The sequence below is a fragment of the Streptomyces sp. NPDC001068 genome, assembly GCF_042897315.1.
In the GTDB taxonomy this organism is placed as follows: Bacteria; Actinomycetota; Actinomycetes; order Streptomycetales; family Streptomycetaceae; genus Streptomyces.
In genome coordinates this window covers 1-17,510 of sequence record NZ_JBIAYD010000024.1, presented here as the reverse complement: position 1 = coordinate 17,510, position 17,510 = coordinate 1, and the positions used below count along the sequence as shown (strand labels likewise).

14 protein-coding genes are annotated in these 17,510 nt (G+C 70.8%); 9 read left to right on the top strand and 5 right to left on the bottom strand.

The features are described from left to right. Positions 1–171: 171 nt before the first annotated feature. Positions 172–900, bottom strand: coding sequence for a YbaB/EbfC family nucleoid-associated protein (locus ACFY3I_RS41310; protein WP_390866111.1), 729 nt, complete (start codon positions 898–900; stop codon positions 172–174). A 443-nt stretch (positions 901–1,343) separates the two neighbouring features. Here ACFY3I_RS41310 and ACFY3I_RS41305 point away from each other — a divergent pair, with 443 nt between their 5' ends. Continuing rightward, positions 1,344–1,742 carry a 6-pyruvoyl tetrahydropterin synthase family protein gene (locus ACFY3I_RS41305; protein ID WP_390866110.1) on the top strand — a complete coding sequence of 133 codons (399 nt, stop codon included), beginning with the start codon at positions 1,344–1,346 and terminating at the stop codon, positions 1,740–1,742. Positions 1,743–1,804: 62 nt separating this feature from the next. Here the strand turns inward: ACFY3I_RS41305 and ACFY3I_RS41300 are convergent, their stop codons facing one another. Beyond that, positions 1,805–5,899, bottom strand: a complete 4,095-nt coding sequence (locus ACFY3I_RS41300; RefSeq protein ID WP_390866109.1) for a discoidin domain-containing protein — start codon at positions 5,897–5,899, stop codon at positions 1,805–1,807. Positions 5,900–6,578: 679 nt separating this feature from the next. On the opposite strand from ACFY3I_RS41300, the gene ACFY3I_RS41295 reads away from it, so the two are divergent. From ACFY3I_RS41295 to ACFY3I_RS41280, 4 genes are all read left to right on the top strand, one after another. Then, positions 6,579–7,076 (top strand): sigma-70 family RNA polymerase sigma factor, encoded by a 498-nt coding sequence (locus tag ACFY3I_RS41295; protein WP_390866108.1) that lies wholly within the window; start codon positions 6,579–6,581, stop codon positions 7,074–7,076. 265 nt (positions 7,077–7,341) lie between these two features. Beyond that, complete coding sequence (locus tag ACFY3I_RS41290; RefSeq protein WP_390866107.1) at positions 7,342–7,818, top strand: hypothetical protein; 477 nt, start codon at positions 7,342–7,344, stop codon at positions 7,816–7,818. A gap of 9 nt (positions 7,819–7,827) precedes the next feature. After that, positions 7,828–8,313, top strand: coding sequence for a hypothetical protein (locus ACFY3I_RS41285; protein ID WP_390866106.1), 486 nt, complete (start codon positions 7,828–7,830; stop codon positions 8,311–8,313). A 58-nt stretch (positions 8,314–8,371) separates the two neighbouring features. Then, positions 8,372–9,067 (top strand): hypothetical protein, encoded by a 696-nt coding sequence (locus tag ACFY3I_RS41280; protein ID WP_390866105.1) that lies wholly within the window; start codon positions 8,372–8,374, stop codon positions 9,065–9,067. Positions 9,068–9,119: 52 nt separating this feature from the next. On the opposite strand, the gene ACFY3I_RS41275 is transcribed toward ACFY3I_RS41280, so the two are convergent. Beyond that, positions 9,120–11,207: a BTAD domain-containing putative transcriptional regulator gene (locus ACFY3I_RS41275; RefSeq protein WP_390866104.1), complete on the bottom strand. Its 2,088-nt coding sequence runs from the start codon at positions 11,205–11,207 to the stop codon at positions 9,120–9,122. Positions 11,208–12,161: 954 nt separating this feature from the next. Between ACFY3I_RS41275 and ACFY3I_RS41270 the strand changes: the two genes are divergently transcribed. The 3 genes from ACFY3I_RS41270 to ACFY3I_RS41260 all read left to right on the top strand — a co-directional run bounded on the left by ACFY3I_RS41270 (position 12,162) and on the right by ACFY3I_RS41260 (position 15,633). Then, positions 12,162–12,776: a hypothetical protein gene (locus ACFY3I_RS41270; RefSeq protein ID WP_390866103.1), complete on the top strand. Its 615-nt coding sequence runs from the start codon at positions 12,162–12,164 to the stop codon at positions 12,774–12,776. Between the two features lie 739 nt (positions 12,777–13,515). Then, the gene (locus ACFY3I_RS41265; protein WP_390866102.1) at positions 13,516–14,541 is read left to right on the top strand and encodes a M28 family peptidase; all 1,026 of its coding nucleotides are present in this window, start codon (positions 13,516–13,518) and stop codon (positions 14,539–14,541) included. Positions 14,542–14,673: 132 nt separating this feature from the next. Next, complete coding sequence (locus tag ACFY3I_RS41260) at positions 14,674–15,633, top strand: class I SAM-dependent methyltransferase (RefSeq protein ID WP_390866101.1); 960 nt, start codon at positions 14,674–14,676, stop codon at positions 15,631–15,633. 139 nt (positions 15,634–15,772) lie between these two features. Here the strand turns inward: ACFY3I_RS41260 and ACFY3I_RS41255 are convergent, their stop codons facing one another. Further along, a complete protein-coding gene (locus tag ACFY3I_RS41255) occupies positions 15,773–16,243 on the bottom strand; it encodes an SsgA family sporulation/cell division regulator (protein WP_390866100.1) in 471 nt (156 codons plus the stop codon). 322 nt (positions 16,244–16,565) lie between these two features. Between ACFY3I_RS41255 and ACFY3I_RS41250 the strand changes: the two genes are divergently transcribed. Beyond that, the gene (locus ACFY3I_RS41250; protein WP_390866099.1) at positions 16,566–17,363 is read left to right on the top strand and encodes an alpha/beta hydrolase; all 798 of its coding nucleotides are present in this window, start codon (positions 16,566–16,568) and stop codon (positions 17,361–17,363) included. A 24-nt stretch (positions 17,364–17,387) separates the two neighbouring features. Here ACFY3I_RS41250 and ACFY3I_RS41245 read toward each other — a convergent pair. Continuing rightward, on the bottom strand, positions 17,388–17,510 hold a 123-nt coding region (locus ACFY3I_RS41245), incomplete at its 5' end, for a LuxR C-terminal-related transcriptional regulator (RefSeq protein ID WP_390866153.1).

Here is a 17,510-nt window from a genome sequence, read left to right as displayed (position 1 = left end):
TGCCGGACCGCCACCCACAGCACATGAGGCTCACGAGACAGGTGTGATGGGTGTGATATCTATTTCACTGTAGGATGCCTTCACCCAATGTGACACACGTCCTCGGAGATTCCGTGTGTGCCTGTGTCCGCGCCGGAACACGGCCGACGGCCTCCGGGCCCCGCGGCGCCGTCAGGCGGGCTTGGCGGCCGCGTCCACGCCCGCCCTCGGCCGTTCCAGCGCGCTCACGTACCCGCAAGCCGAAGGCAGGCAGGCGTCGCTCACGGCGCCGCACACGGCTGCCCGCAGTGCCATGACGGCATCGAACAGCTCCGCGGACAGCGGGGTGTGCGGTGCGGGAGACCGCACACCGGGCCGGCTGCGGCCCCACAGCGGCCCCTGCGGCCGTGGCCTCGCCGTCTCCAGCACTCCCGGCGAGGCCTCCCATGGGTCCACCGCGCCGTCGGCCCTCACCACGCCGAGTTCACGCACGGGTGCCGGACCCGCAGCCACCACGTGTGCCTCGCGCACCAGACGGCGCCAGCACACCGACGGGGTGTCACCGGCCGCTTCGCGCTCGACCGCTTCCTCCGGGTGCGCGCGTGCGGACGACGGCGGCCTGAGGTCCGCGGCCAGCATCACCGCGGTCGCACGGGCCGCGAGCTCGGCACGGGCCGTCGTCACGGCCTCCAGCACGCTGTCGCCGAGCCGCGGGGCCTTCAACTCCCGGAACCTCCCGTCGACGAAACTGATCCCGACGAGGTGGCCTTCCGCGTCCACGGTGACTTCCACGACGCCGTCCCTGGAACGTGCCGTCACCGACAACACCCTCATCTGCTCCCGCGCCCTGGCCAGAACTCCTTGCTGCTCGGCGAAATCGGCAAGAGCCCTCTCCAGACGGCTTCCCGGTGGCGTGTTCATCGTCCTCCTCTGCCGCCGAACCCACCCGCACACGGCATGCCTCAGGTCGGCCGAACGGGCTGACCCTCTCCCGGACCCCTCATGGCTTCCGCTCGCGTCCGGCTCGCGCGATCCCCGTCTTCCGGCGTCCGCCTCGCCCGTCCCACATACTCGCCGTATGTGACCGGAGGGAATGCAGATGCCTGTGTCAGGAGCAGGCCCGCACATGAGGTGCTTCCGCTACATGAAGGACACGAGCGGACCCCTTGTTTGGTTCACGTGCCGGCCAACCACGAACACCGGATCCGGTGCCACGCAGCGTGCCGTCTCCCGCACACCTGTGCCGGGTATGCTCCGTGCCGGGCCCCACGCCACTGCGGCTGTGTCCTGGCCGTCGCGCGCTGCCGTGCGGTTCGTGGATCGCATTCGGTCGTCGCGCCGCACCGCCCCCACCTGGAGGACTCTTGTTCAGCATCACGGTACGTGACCATATGATGGTCGCCCACAGCTTCCGCGGCGAGGTGTTCGGGCCCGCCCAGCGGCTCCACGGAGCCACGTTCGTGGTGGACGCGACGTTCCAGCGGCCGGAGTTGGACGACGACAACATCGTCGTCGACATCGGTCTGGCGACCACGGAGCTCGGCAAGGTGATCGGCGACTTCAACTACCGCAACCTCGACGACGAGAAGCAGTTCGAGCAGATCAACACCTCCACGGAGTACCTGGCCAAGGTGATCGCCGACCGGCTGGTGGACGCGATCCACGCGGGAACGCTCGGAGAGGGCGCCCGGGGGATCCGCGAGGTGGCCGTGACCCTCCACGAGTCGCACATCGCCTGGGCGAGTTACGAGCGAGGCGTCTGACATACGAGTGTCCGCGTCGCCCGACCGGGCGACGCGGACACCGGGCTCCGTCCGGACCCGGCTCAGCCGCGCACGGTGACCGGAGCGGAGTTGTATCCCTCCACCCGCAGCCGCGGTCGCCCCGAGAGCAGCGCGGAAGCGGGCCACGACAGCGTCACGGTGCGGGTCTCACCGGGCAGCAGCCACAGGTAGTTGTCGTCGTACAAGGTCGGCAGGACACGGGCACCATCCTCGCCGAGCAGCGAGAGCCGGACCATCACCGCGACCATGGAGCCGCGGTTGCGCACCGTGGCCGTCGACACGCAACGGTTCCCCTCCCGCGTCACCCGCGTCAGGGAGGCCGACAGCCCGGCCTGCCGTACCTGGTCGAGGGCGCGCAGCGCCTCGGGAGTGCGGCACCGCCAGTAGGTGTTGCGCGACAGCACGCCCCCGCGCCCGTCCGTGAGGGTCAGCCGCAGCAGATGCAGGTCAGGCAGGTCGTCCGCAGGGGCCGCGGCGAAGGCCCTGGCCGAGGACGCGGGGTCCACGTCCACGCGCGCGTGCCGGGTGCCTTCGAGCCGTCGGCCGGACAGGTCGTACACCTCGGCGGTGACCGTTGCGCCCTTGAGCGCCGTGGGGGTGTGGTTGACCGCGATGACCTCCCACTTCACCGGGTCGGCCTGGACGTGCAGCGGCTCGCAGGCGGTGCGGCAGCCGAAGTAGGCGCCGTTGACGTCGAAGTCGTAGTCGTAGGTCTGCCAGACCGTGCTGTGCCAGGCGGGGTGGGACATCCACAGCATCAGACCGCTGGCGTTGTCCCACAGATGGGCGTTCCAGGCCTCGAACATGGCGCGGAAGTTCTCGTAGTTGACGAACTGCGCCTTGCGGGTGAAGTCGTCCAGGTCACGGGCGGTGCCCAGCCGGGTCTCGACGGCGGCCTTGTAGTTCTGCGGTGCCTGGTTGCCGTGCTCGCTCCAGTCGTGGTGGTACCAGGCGCCGCCGATCGGCCACTCCGGCCCGTCCGTGCCGACCATGGCACGGGTGCTCGCGGCGGTGGAGACCACCGGCATGCCGATCTCGGTGTGGAAGCCGAAGTCCTTGCTGCCGTACGTCGACGGGTCGAAGTAACGCTCCGGCTCCACCCAGCCGTAGGGGCCGCCGCCGGTGACGATGCCGCTCGCCGAGTTGTTCTGGTACAGCACCCCCGGCACCTGGCTCTCGACCGCCTCGCGCATGCCGTCGTCGACCGCGGCGGGCGGATTGCCCTCGTTGGCACCGCACCACACCGCCACACTCGGGTGGATCCGGTAGCGCAGCACGGTGTCGCGCGCCACGGACAGGAACGCCTCGTGGTCCGGCGGATCCATGCTCCAGGCGTTGGGGAAGTCGTTCCACACCAGGATGCCGTGGGCGTCGCAGGCGGCGTAGAACTCCTCGCGGTTGCTGCTGCCGACCCAGTTGCGGATCATCGTGAAGTTCATGCCGCGATGCATCCGCACCGCCGCGTCCATTCGCTCGGCCGGCATCCGGCGCAGCAGTTCGTCCCAGCCCCAGTTGCCGCCGCGCACCAGCACCCGTACGCCGTTGACGCTGATCTTCAGCGGATCGGGCGTGTTGGAGACGGTCGTGACGTCCGTCCAGGCGTCGCCGTCGTCGGACACCTGGATCGTGTACGTCTTCGGGTACGCCTGCTCCCAGAGCACCGCCACCCGGTCGAAGCGCCGGGCCTCCCCGAGATCGACCTGGATCCACTGGTCGTCCTCGTATGCGGAGGACCAGCGGGTGTTCGGGTCGCCGTCGGTGGCGTGCCCGGCCGGGTGGCCGTCCTCCGTGCTGGAGGCGGTGGCCGTCCGGCGCAGGGCGAGGTCGGTGCCCGGCTCGGCGTTGTCCACGACCGCGAGCGACCACAGCGAATTGCCCCAGCTGGTGTTGCGGATCCCGCAGGACAGGCGGACGTAGCGCGCGGTGCGGGGTTCGAAGTCGGTCACCCGCAGGCTCGCGTCACCGCTGTTGAACGGCAGCGGCACGGCCGTGTTGTCCACGGACGCGGCGTCCGTCCACCCTTCGCCGTCCGCCGAGACCTGGACGACGAACGTGCGCGCGTAGGCCTGCTCCCACACCAGGTCGACCCGGTCGAAGGACTGCGCCGAACCGAGGTCGACCTGGATCCACTGGTCGTCCTCGTATGCGGAGGACCAGCGGGTGTTCGGGTCGCCGTCGGTGACGTTGGCCGCGCCGTGGTCGTCCTCGTCGCTGCTGGACGCGTCGGCCGTCGCGTGCAGGGCGAGGTCGGTACCCGGCCGGGTGCTGTCGAAGACCGACAGCCCCCACAGCGAACTGCCCCAGCCGGTGGCCCGGGTGAGACAGCGCACCCGCACGTACCGGGCCTGCCGGTCACCGAGCGGCACGTTCTGGGTGTACGCGTCCGAGGACGGGGTGAAGGCCAGCGGGGTGTCGTACTCGTAGCCGAACTGCCGGATCCCGAACCGGGTGGTGCGCCGGTCGCTCTCCGTGCCGCCGCTCACCGCGGTCAGGGTGAGGTCGTGCAGGGCGGCCTCTCCCATACCGTTCGGCCACCACAGCGCGGGGTCGCGCACCCGCAGGGCGCCGAACGCGCCGGGGGAGAAGACGACGTCGACGTCCCCGCCCGCCGGGACGGTGACCGTGCGGGAGACTCGGACGTCGCCGAAGGCGGCGGAGACGGTGGCCTCGTGGCCGGCGGAGTCGGCGTTGCGCACCGGGACCGTCACGGTCAGTTCGGCCACCGACAGATCCGGCAGCCCCGGCAGCACCGTGTCCACCCGCGGATCGCCGATCACGATGTGGCCGGTCGATCTCAGCCGCACGTGATTCCAGATGCCGGCGGCGCGGTCACGGACGGCCGGCATCCAGTCCCAGCCCGAGGAGGCCAGGTACGTCGGTGAGTTGCGGTTCATGGTGTTGGCGCCCGCGTCCACCCACGACTCGCCCGCCGGGCCCTTGTCACCGGGGCTGCCGGGTATCGGCATGGGGGATATGCGGACGGCGAGCGCGTTGCCTCCGCCGTCGGCGGTCAGGAAGCCGGTGACGTCGTGGGCGGAGCGGGCGAAGGGAAACGTCACCTCGCCCACTCCGTGTCCGTTGAGCCAGATCTCGGCCCGGTGGTTGACGCCGTCGAACTCCAGCCAGACGTGCCGTCCCTTGCCGGTGCCCAGACCGCTGGGCAGCGCGAAGTCCCGCCTGTACCACCAGGAGTGCCGGGACAGCGCCTCCGGGACGCGCAGGTTGTTCAGGCCCGCGACCGGGTCGGGCAGCCTGCCCTGGTCGACGAGAGAGCCCAGCACGGTGCCCGGCACGGTCGCCGGCAGCCAGCGGCTGGTGTCCACACCCGCCTGAGACAGGGCGGCGCCATCGCCGTCCGCCCAGTCGTCCAGCGTGAGCGTCCAGCCCGACTCCAGCGGCACCGTGCCGTCGGCGGCCACGGCGAGGCGCGGGGCCGCGTCGTGACGGGTGCCCCAGTCGGTCCAGCCGGTGGCCTGCGGACGGCGGCCCGGCGCGACGCCGTACACCTCGAAGCCGTTGAGACCGAGGGGGTTGGGGCTGGAACGCCGCTGGGCCGTCATCCGGACCCAGCGGGCCGTGACGGGCTCGGACGGTTGGATGTCCACCACCCCGCCGGTTCCGGCGGTGGTGCGGTACACGCTGCTCCAGGAGTGCCGGTCACGGGACGTCTCGACGACGAACTCGGTCGCGTAGCTCGACAACAGCTCCTGGCCGGTGGTGTCCTGGCGCGGGTTCCCGCTGTCCGGCGGGGTGAACACCGGGTCGCCCGCCTGCGTCTCGAACGTCAGGCGGATCCGGTCGAGGCGGCAGTCCGCCTCCAGGTCGACCTCGATCCACTGTGGGTCGCCCGCCCCGGCCCTCCAGCCGGTGCCGCGGACGCCGCGCGAGGGGAGCGCGTCCACGGCGAACTCGGCGGGGGCCGGGGCGTAGGCCTGCGAGGAGACCCGGACCGGGCGGTAGGCGGCGATCTCGACCGGGGCGGAAGAGGCGTGACCGGTCGTGCCCGCGGTGCTCCCGGCCGCGTCGGCCGCCGGTGCGAACACGGAGCCGAGGCCGAACCCGGCCAGCAGTGTCGAACCGGTGGCGACGACGGTACGCCGGGAAGGAAGGTGCGATGGACTCGGCTGATCGGCCATGGGTGAGTCGTCCAATCACAGGCGGGTGGGTGGGAAGCGGTGCGTTGCCGGGTACGAGCGGCTCCCGTCATCTGACAACGTTGCCATAGGCTGTTGCGGCGAGTGCTTCCCTGTCAAGGCTCGCGGCGGGGCCGAAGCCCCGACCCATCCCGGAGCCCTCGTGCGCCGACTGCCGGGAACGGCGGGGCCGTTGGCGCCCGGACGGCGCGGACCACCGTCTCCGCGTGGTCACACCCAGGACTGTCCCGCGTACCGGACGAAGAAACATGTGACTCGTGACTGCCTCTGTCCGCTCCGGCATACACATGCTTCGCGCATTTGCTCCACGACCATCACATGTGTTCTCTTGGGGTGCACGCCGCCGGCGAACGCATGGCGGCTCGGCACGTGTGACATACAACTCACATCTCGGCGACTGTTTGGATCCTGTCAAGGCGGGGAATCGACGCCGTAGAACCACAACTCCCAGGTGAGAGTGGGTTTCCCGGTTCCGCCTGACCGGATCACCGGCATATGTGCTCACTGTGCCGGGGCGCGGCACTAGGGCGGCACAATTGCAGCATCTTTCCGGCACCCGGCGCTGCCTACAGTGCGAACGCGGAGGTTGCATCCGGCCTCCGGTCGCCGCTCCAAGAGAACCAGGATGGTCCAGAACACTATGGCTACCCCCCTCACAGCCATGTCCCGAACCGATCTACTCGGCACGATCATGAGGGAGCACCGGGACGGTCTCGTCTCGTATGCCGAGAAGATGCTGGGTGACCGCGGACTCGCCGAAGACATCGTCCAGGAGGCCATCATCCGGGCGTGGCGGAACATCGACCGTCTGCTCGGGATGGAGGGGTCGGTCCGGGGCTGGCTCTTCACCGTGACCCGGCACCTGGTCATCGACTGGGTACGCAAGCCCCATGCGCGCAGGGAGGTCGTCGGAGTCACCTACAGCGATCCCGTCGTCGGCATCGACAGCACCGAGGCAGTGCACGACGCACTGGTGGCACGGCCGCTGTTGCGTCAGCTTTCGCCGGAACACCGGGCCGTGCTGGTCCACATATACCTGTGCGACCGGAGCATCCAGGAGACCGCCGGCATCCTGGGCGTACCCGCGGGCACGGTCAAGAGCCGTCAGCACAACGCCCTGCGCAAGCTCCGTAACGCCGTCCGGCCGGAGGCCGCCTAGCCTGCGGCTTTCCGTCGCGTTCAGGTGCCGCCGGTGGACAGCGGGCGGTGACGGGCGAGCGTCAACTCTCAGGTCGTACGCCCGGATCGCTCCTGCGTCGGTCCGCCCGTTCGGCGAGGGAAACACATGTGCCTCCGTCAACTTCGCGTCAGCAAGCGGCTTCGCGACGTCGAGAAGTCGTGAACGAGCACACACCCACCACTTCGGTCCGTGATGGCATGAACCGTCTCCTGCGCGGAGGCGCATCCAACGAAGGACCGAAGCCATGTCCAACACACCGCCGTCGCCAGGTGAGGGCGTCTCCGTACCGTCCCTTCCGGACGGCTACCGCAACGTACCGGTAGCAGCGCCCGAACCGGACCTCCATGTTCCCGGCACTCGCGACGACGCCTTCCCCGACGGTGACATCACCGCCGTCGACTTTCCGATGCTGAACCGTGCGATAGAGGAAGCCGGGAACGCCGTCGAGGTCGCGGCCCGTGCTTCCGCCATACTGACGAGTGCGGTCCGCCGGTCCGGGCCGGCCCCCTGGGGAGACGATCCCGCGCTCGGCCTTCCCTTCGGTGAGGCCTTCTCCGGATCACGTGACGTGCTGGTCCGATCCGTCTCGGCACTGCCCCACGTGTTCGAGAACATCGCCGGGAAACTCGCCGAAACGAACTCCGGTTTCCACGGCGCCCAGGAGGAGACACTCACCCGCGTCGCAGCCGTAGGGCCGCAGGCCGAGCCCGTGCAGGACTGACCGCGCGCCATGGCAGACGCCCATCACGTTCCGCCCGCCCTCCAGAATCTGCTGCTGATCACTACCGGCAACCGCTGGCCGACCGGGGACGAGGCCGCGCTCCGAGCCGAGGCGGAGGCCTGCCGTCAGACCAAGGAGGAGCTCGAATCCCTCGTCGAGCACGTCGAGACGATCAGGGCGCTGATGGACCGGGCCGTCGCCGGTGACGTGGCCCGAGCCGCCGACACGTATCTGGCCCGGCTGGCGGGCGGCGGTGCCGATGCGCGGTCCCAGGACGCCGTGCTGCCGTTGCTGATCGAGGCCGCCGAAGCGGCGGCGGAGGCGCTGGAGGAGGAGGCACTCCAGATCGAGACGCTGCGCATAGAGATCATCGGCGCGCTGGTGGTGCTGTTCCTCCAGCTCGCCATCGACTCGGCGCTGTGGCTGTTCGGCGGAGCGGAGAAGGCAGCGGCCGACATCGTGGCGACCAGGGTGCTGTGCCTCGCCTTCGTGTGACAGGCCGCGGCACACGTGGTGACACGGCCTGACCGAATCCGTGATCGCGATGGTCGGCATGGCTCTGCTCGCCCAGATCATCGAACTGGGCGAGGGCCACCGGCACTCGGTCGACGGGCACGAACTGGAGGTCGCCGCCATCAACGGCGCGGTCGGCGCGCCCGTCGGTTTCGGCATGGGGCTGATCGGCGGCGCCGCCATGGGCGGGCTCAGGAAACTCGCCGCGAAACCCGCCTTCGCCGGCCTGTCGAAGAACACCCAGTCCCTCACCCGGTTCGGCACGGTGGTCGCCTTCAACGCCGGTTACTGGGCACTCACGGGTATGGCGGAGGCCGCGGCTCAGGACAGCGTCTACGGTCTGTCGGGGGACTGGGTCGCGGGTGCGGCCAACGGCTCCTTCAACGCCGTCTGGGGGGCTCGTCACAACGCCCACAACCCCGCGGGGCGCTTCGCGCTCTCACCCGCGGAGCATGCGGAGGAGTTCCTCGACCACTGTCTGGCGACGCTTCATGAGCCGTCCAGGTCCGCCCAGGGAACGACCACCTCGACTCCCGTGCCCCCGTTGCCGGGGTCCGCGGACAGCCACTTCACGGACGAAGGCCCTCTCGGTCTCGGCCGCGGCTCCCCAGGTCCCTACGAGAGTTTCCTGGACCTGTCCCCGGACGCCGACTCTCCGGGGCCCGGTGAGAGTTTCCTCGACCTGTCCCCGGACGACCTGGGGGAAGGGGCCTACAGACAGCTGACCGGTCCGTGACGCGGACGAGGAGCGGGACGCGCCGGCCTCCCGGGGCCCGGATCGGCCCCGGTCAGAAGCCGGTCGAGTTCAGGCACGTCTCCAGTGCCGACGTCAGCTGACGCCGGAAGGGCTCACCACGAGGGTGGTGGCTGATCGAGCGGACGAGTTCCGGCAACAGATACTGCTCGGCGACGATCCACTCGGCGGCATCCGCGCGGCCACCGAACCGCTGCGGCCGCACCCCCGGCCTCGGCGGCGGCAGGATCACCGTGGACCGGTGCGGGGCCAGCAATGCCGTGGCGGCGTCGGCACTGTACAGGTAGTGCTCGAACATCCGGGACAGGGCTTCCGACCGCGCGCTGGGAGAGTCGAGGAGCGCACTGAGTTCCCTCGCATAGGTACGCAACAGCTCGTGACAGGTGTACCTGCCCGCGGACAGTTCGACGAGCAGGCAGTGGTCCATCAGCTCGGCCACGTCCTGGCGGGTCCTGCGCAGGTCGCTGCCCGCCAGACTGGCGGCGGCCGGCATGGCGATGTCGTGTGAGGGGTGCAGGCTGAGCAGCCGGAACAGCCGCGCGGCGCTGCTGCTCAGCACCTCATAGGAGCCGTGGAAAGCGCTGCGGGTGTTCGTACGGGCGTCGTGGCCCGACAGGGCGTCCAGACAGTCGTCGGGGTCTTTGAGGCGGGCCGCCAGCGAGGCCAGAGGAAAACGGGGCTGCAGCAGGCTACGGGTGGCGGCGACCGCCAGGGCCAGCGGGAGCCCTCCGCACAGCTCCACGATCTCCACCGCCGCGGCGTACTCGGCTCTGGTCCGGTCGGTGCCCAGGCGGCGGTCGAGCAGGTCGAGTCCTTCCTCACGGGACATCGGCTCCAGCGTGATGATCCGTGCGTTGTCCGTGACCGCCAGACCGTCCATCTGCCGTCGGCTCGTGACGATGGCCAGACAGCCCGGCGTGGCGGGCAGCAGTGGACGTACCTGTTCGCAGTCCTCCGCGTCGTCCAGGACGAGCAGCAGCCGACGCCCGCCCAGCGCGGTGCGATAGGCGGCGGCGAGTGCGGCGGCACTGGAGTGCGAACAGTCGGTCTTCACACCCAGAGCGCCGAGCACCTCGGCGATGGCTTCGGCCGGTTCGAGCGGGGACCGGGAAGCGTGGTGGCCCTGGAGGTCGACGTAGATCTGTCCGTCGGGGAAGTGGTCGGCGACCCGATGCCCCCAGTGCACGGCAAGCGTCGTCTTGCCGACGCCCGCCATGCCGCAGATGGCCGCGGTCATCGTCGGCGGCTGGCTCTCGCCCTGCATGGGCAGCAGTTCCAGGCACTGGCTGAGCGGGTGCTGGCGGCCGGTGAAGGAGAGGCAGTCCGCGGGCAGTTGGGCGGGCCTTCCGGCCTCCCCGGGCAGGGACGCCGGAGCCACCGGGTCCCGGGGGACCCTGCGCTGCAGGAGATGTCGCTGGGCGGCACGCAGTTCGGGACCGGGCTCGACGCCGAGTTCCTCGGCGAGGGCGGCGCGGATGCTCTCGAACTGATGCAGGGCTTCGGCCTGGCGGCCGGTCACGGCGAGTGCGGCGATTAACCGGGAGTGCAGTGCCTCGTCGAAGGGGTGGCTGTCCACGGCCTGCCGCAGGATCGTGAGTACCTCCTCCGTCAGCGAGGGTGCCGCGGTCAGGACGGTGTCGGCGGCTTCCTTCACCACCGCGACGAACTCGTGGCCGACCGAGGTGAAGACCGGGTGGCGGGCGACCGAGGTGCCGGCGGCGACGACGGGTCCGCGCCACAGCCTCAGGGCCTCCACGAAGTCCTGCGCTGCCTCGGCCGGGGCGCCGCCCTTGACCGCGAGCTGTGCCTGGGCCCGCAGATCGCGAAAACGCAGCAGGTCGGAGGTCGAGGTGTCGACCAGCAGGCGGTACCCGTCGGCGGCGCGGACCAGGTGTTCCGCGTGGGTCCGGCTGCGCAGCTCGGGTTCGAGTGTCCTGCGCAGCGCGCCGATGTGCCGGTGCACCACGTTGACGGCGCTGGTCGGCGGTTCGTCGTCCCACAGGATGTCGACCGCCTCACTCAGGGTGAGCGGGCCAGGGGCGCGCAGGAGCAGCAGGGCGAGCAGGGCGAGCCGTTTCGGGGGCCCCAGGTCGATCTCGGTGTGCCCACGTATCGCACGCACGGTACCGAGGATTGAGTAGCGCACTGTCGCGTCCATCTCGCGGCTGGCCTCGCTGATTCTCATCTGGTGCTGCTGGTTGCCCGTCCGGTCTGTCATCACAGCGTCGGTGGGGGGCCAGGCCGTCTCCTGCCGAGGAGCTTGTTGCCAAGACGGGGAAGTGTAGTCATGTCGGGTGACATGTCTCCGCAGCCGAGCGGTGTCCCTGGAGGGGCGTCGCCGATGTCAGGCATGCACTTGGCACGGGGTGACATGTCATGGACCTCACGGGCTTGTGGGGTGTCTCGGGGTGCGTGCAGGGCCGACGGGACCGATACGCGGCTGCCGGGGGACCGGCTCCGTGCCGGGACCGCCGACCCGGCGCCCGGTCGTTCCGGGCACGGCCACCAGGCTGTCAGCCGGTGGACATCCCGGAATCGGTTCGCTGACTTGGCACATCTGCCGAGTTCGCGTTCGCGATGAGTCATATGACGGTCGAGTTGATACGTGCCGCGCACACGACATGTATCTCTCCTCATCACGCGAGTAACCGATTCAACAGGTGACGTTCAGCGAGACCATTTCACGATGGAGCGTCACCAGTCAAGAGGGTTACTCGGAAGGCTGGTGCCGACCTCTGCCGGGCCCATGCCGATGTCCACCAGTACGGCCGGGTGGGGGACAACGAGCTGGTGACACGTCACCGGAGCCCCGGCCACCGGAACCGGCACAGGTGTCTCACCCGGGGATGGTGAACCCCGTCGTGGCCCGTTCCGTTCATCCTCATGAGCGCCTTCGCCGGCCGGCCGTACGGAGCGAGCATCCGCCTCACCGGCGGGCCGGTTCGCGGGCGATGCCCCGCAGAGAGCGGACGGGGGACGCCGGGCCGGGCCCCGGCGCGCACCCGGCCGGGTGACAACGGTCCGGCCGACGGCCAACGGGCACGGGCCGCCTTACCGGTGAGAGGAGGAGACCCCCTTGTACGTCCTGGTCCCCGACGATCCGGTGTTCTTCGCGAAATTCCAGACGCTGGAAGAACCCCTCCTCCGTCACCTGTACCGGCTGCACCGCGAAGGGCTCGACTCCGACGACGAGCGGGTCATCTCGGATGCCTACGACAGCTGGGTGCAGGTGCTTCTGACGCTGCCGCTGTGGTCCCGTTGGCACAACGGCGACACGTCCGTCGATCTCGCGGCCGACCGGCCCCGGTACGCCCTGTACGGCGCGCAGGGCGGGCAGCTGACGAGCCTGTACCCGACCGAGCTGGCCGCGACCGACCTGGGGCACCTGACGGCTTGCCTCGATCTGTTCGTGGAGGCGGGGCGAGTCCGGCGCGCAGCGGCCGGTGCCGAGCCGTCGGAGGAACAGGACCTCGCCGACGGCTTCCGGCGGGTCATGGAAGTGCTGCTGCTGCCGCCGCCGCAGGACCTGCTGGACGCCCTGAGGCATGTCGTGCCTCAGGACCACGTCGTCTCCGTGACCCTTTCGGAGCGACAGGAGGCGGAGTACTGGGAGTTCTGCGAGCAGTTCGTGGCCATCCTGAGCTCGGGCGACCCGTTCGCCTTCCGCAGCCATCGCGCCATGTATCTCTAGCCCCGTGCCTCCGAACCCGCGGCGGGACATGTGTCTCCGTGATCTCCGGTGCCGCGACCGGCTCCGGACGGGCCGGCGCGCGGGTGGTGATGAACCTCTCGGATGTGCTTGTCCGGTTGGAAGGCTTCGCCGTCGGACACGCGGGCGGCGGAGCCGTGACGGGATTCGGAGTCCAGCCACACCGCGAGTGGTCGAGTCCCGTCCCCGGACCGGCGGCCGAGTGCACCCGGGGCGCCGGTCCGCACTGGAGTCCGCGCCGCGGCGCCGGCCATGAGACGGCTCGTCGCGGGGAGGCCCCACCTGCCCCGGGGCCCGGCCGGTCGCGGTCCGCTTCCGTATCCCTGTGACGGAGGCGGACCGCGGGGCGTCACAGCGAAGTGGGAGGCCGGCAGGCCCACGGGGGACCGCGCCGCCCAGCGAACCGGGCCCGGCCCCTGCGATAGGTGGAACGGCCGTCCTCACATCGGGGAAGAGTATGAGGACGGCCGTCCCGTCCTGCGACCAGGCCAGCCAATGAACACACTGGACGCAGGAGTCTTCTCTGGGGCAACGGGTCTGGGGGCATGGCGGGTTCACGGATCGACACCGGCAATCGCGCCGGATGCGCGGCCACCATGCGCCGGGCCGGGCCGGGCCGGGCCGGGACCTGGCCGCCACCCCGCATCCCGTCCCATCCGTCGAGGTGAGAGGCCTGTTAGGTTGTCCGACGTTCCCACACCCGCGCAGACCGGAGTCTCGAATGACGAACGGCCCGACGGCGGAGCCTGGTCGAGAAATCCTTCCGGACGCCGCCCGGCTGCGGAGGCACGTGGAGTTCCTCGCCCGTGAGCCACGCGGCCGGCTCCGGGCACCGGCGGCGATGGAGCGTGCCGAGGCGTACGTCCGGGACGAACTGACCGCCGCGGGCTGGCTCGTGCGACGGCAGCCCTTCGACGCGCGCTGGCAGATCGGCTCGACGGACCGGCACGGGCACCGGGCGCTCGCCCTCAAACCCCGCCTCCACCGGCGGCTGCGCGGCGCGAATCTCATCGCCTCGCTGCCCGGCGCCCCCACCGGCCCGGTCGTCGTGGTGGGAGCCCATCTGGACAGCGTCAGCGGCAGTCCCGGGGCGGACGACAACGCCTCCGGGGTGGCGGTCGTCCTGGAGACGGCGCGTCTGCTGGCCGGGGCGCCCACGCCCCCAGGTGTCGTCCTCGCCGTGTTCGACATGGAGGAACTCGGACTGATCGGTGCCCGTCAGGCGGCCGGCGAACTGAGCCGGAACCCGGGTGTGCGGGGCATGATCTGCCTGGAGTCCGTCGGATACTTCTCGGACCTCCCAGGTACCCAGCGGCTCCCCGCCGGTTTCGAGAAACTCTTCCCGGAGGCGTCGGCCGCGGTGCGGGCCGACGGCGGCCGGGGCGACTTCACCCTCGTCGTGCACCGGCGCTCCTCGGCCGACGCCGCCGAAGCCTGGCGGCGGGCCGCAGCGGCGGCCACGATGACGGGTCTGCTGTTGCGGGATCCTCGGCCCGACGGTCCGCTGGGCCTGCTCATCGGGCTGGCCGTGCCGCCCGCCGGCCATCTGGGACGCAGTGACCACGCGCCGTACTGGAACCGGGGGATCCCCGCGCTGATGCTCACGGACACGGCGAACTTCCGCAACCCGCACTACCACCGGTCCACGGACCTGCCGGACACGCTCGACTACCAACGTCTGGCCTCGGTCACGGCGGCCACTGCCGTGACCGCCGTGACCTGGCCCGACACCGGGGCCACGCCGTGATCGGGTACGGCCGAGGCCGACCGTGCGGACCGGACTCACACCTACCTGTGGCAACATGTGTGTGTACAAGTACGACACATATGTCGTAGCAGCGCTCCGCCGGAGGCCCTCATGTCCGCATCGTCCGAACCCGTGACGTCTTCCGCCGAGCCCGTTCTGCCGCTCGGTGACGATCCCGTGGCCGTTCTGGACGCCGCCGTCTGGGCGATGGCCGCGTTCGTGAGCACCCAGCGGCAGGCCCTGTCCGAGCCTCTGGAGGACGTGCTCCGGCGGGACTCGCAGCGCACAGCCGTACTGGAGAGCGTGGGTCTGGTCCGCCGGGGTCCCGACGGATACGTCACCCATCCCTCGCTCGGCCGTCCGGACGCGGCGACGGCACGCAGCGCGGTGGAGGCGAAGCTCAGCTCGCTGAGGCAGGCCGTCTCCGCAGCCGCCGACACGGACACCTCGGAGGGCGGCTGGGGCGCGCAGAGCGACGAGGTGCTCCTCAACCAGGGGCGGGCCTCCGCGGCGACCGGACGCGCGCTCGCCGGGAAGATCGTGCCGCGGCTCACCGGGTGCGCCGAGTCACTGGCGGCCGAGGGCAGCCGCGTGCTCGACGTGGGCACCGGTGTCGGCGCCCTGGCCCTGGCGCTCGCCGAGGCCTTCCCCGGCGCGCGGGTGGAGGGCATCGACGTACTGGAGCGGGCGCTGGACCTCGGACGGACCGAACTGGCCGCGGCGAATCCGGTCGTGGCCGACCGGGTCCTCCTGCGGCTGCGGAACGCGGCGGACGTGTCGGAGAAGAAGACCTACCAGTTGATCTGGCTGCCGGCGCCGTTCCTGTCGGAGGAGGCGCTGCGAGCGGCTCTGCCCCGCCTCGCCGAGGCGCTGGCGCCGGGAGCGTGGCTGGTGGCGGGGACCAACCCGGTCCCCGAGGACGCGCTGCGCCGCTCCGTCGGCCGGTGGACGGCGGTGCGCGGTGGCGGCAACTCCTTCGACACGGTGCGGATGGGTGAGGAGCTGGCGGCCCTCGGGCTGGTGGAGTCCCATACCTTCCCGACGGTTCCGGGCGGTCCGGTGCTCGTCGCGGTCCGGCGCCCCGAGCGCTGAGCCGGAGGCATCGCCCGCCCGGTTGTCCCGCGGGACAGCCGCCCGCCCGGTTGTCCCGCGGGACAGGACCAGGGCGGGAACCGGGAACAGCGGACGTCCTCGGGCCCGGCGCGGCGGACATGGCACGGTCCGTGCGCCGTCAGTCGGACTGCGCCCTGGGCCCCTGAAGCAGGTCCGCGGTGGCGACATCCCAGTCGATCTCCGCGAGCTCGTGACCGGCGGGCACCACCTCGTAGGTGTGTTCCAGCCACTGCGACAGCGGCGGCACGGGCAGCTCGAACAGGGCCGCCATGTCCCGGGAGGCCAGCTGGAGCAGCACGGTCGCCCGGTCCTCCGGGTGCGACGGCCAGATCTGGACGTCGCCGAGGCCGCTCACCGAGTAGAGCCCCTGCTGGAGCAGGTCGCGGCCGATCCGCCACAGGACACGCGGGCCGTTCTCGACGAGGAACTCCACGCACACGACCAGCGGGGATCCCGGGTCGAACCGGAACTCCGCCCTGATGGGCTGGCGGGCGGAGACGTCCAGCACGCGCTCGATGTCCAAGGTCAGCTCAAGGCTGTCGTACGACCCTGCCCGGCGGGCCTGTACGTCCGGTCGGTTGCCGCTCATGACGAGTGAGTCCTTACTCTCCGGCGGATGCTGGCCCGACTTACTCTCGTCCCCGCGCCGCAGTCGTACATAAGTAACTTGACCGTCCAACATCACGGTCGTCGACGTGCAGGGGACGACCGGAGCCCGGCAGGCGGACCGCTGTCCACCTCGGAGCCGCCTGTGCGGCGCGGTGCCGGACACGGCTCCGGCGGTCCTCGGCGGCCTCGGGCGGCCAACATTAAGTAATTCGACTGTCGCCCCCCGAACCGTGCCTGAACCATCCTGAAACCGTCGCCCGTGTGCCGGTGCCGGGTGGCCGTCATGTCCGGAGGAGCCAGCCGTGAACCGTACTCCCGTCGTCTTCATCCATGGTGCGTGGCTGCACGCGCTTTCCTGGGAGTCCTGGGCCGAGCGCTTCGCCAGCCGCGGCTTTCTCGCCTTCACACCGGGATGGCCGGGGGAGGCCGCCGCCGTCCAGGAGGTCCGGACCTCTCCCTCCGGGATGTTCGCGGGCATCGGCCTGGACATGCTGACGGACCACTACGCCGACATCGTGCGCTCCTTCGACATCGCGCCGGTGATCGTCGGCCACTCCGTGGGCGGGCTGATCGCCCAGCACCTGATCGGCGCCAACATCGGACGGGCCGCGGTGGCCATCGCCCCCGCCCCGGTCAACGACGTCCCGCTGCCGGCCTCCCCCGACCCGCTGTGGACCCCCGGCCGGGACGGCGGCGCACTGGCCGCCCTGTCCCCGGCCCGGTTCGAGCAGTGCTTCGCCAACACCGTCGGGAAGACCGAGGCCACGCGGCTCTTCGACCGCTACGCCGTGCCCGCCCCCCGACGGCTGCTCGCCGACCTCGGCTGCGGGCGCGGCGTACGCAGCACACGCGCCGCGGTGGACGTCGGGAACGCGGACCGTGGCCCGCTGCTCCTGATCTCCGGCCAGGAAGACCTGCTCGTACCCGACGCCGTGACACGCGCCGTGTACAAGCAGTACGGCGACTCCACGGCCGTGACCGATCTGAAGCAGTTCGCGGACCGCGCGCACTCCCTGGTCATCGACGCGGGATGGCGGTACGTCGCCGACTACGTGCTCGGCTGGCTGGACGAACGCGGCCTGCGCGCCCATTCGGAGTAGGCCGCGACCCGCCGGCCCGCACCGTCACGCGGTCAGGTCGCCGGGAGCCTTCCCCAGTGCGTCGCGCAGGGCGGCGCGTGAGGTGATGCCGAGTTTGGGGAAGACCCGGTACAGGTGTGAGCTGACGGTGCGGGGGGACAGGTGCAT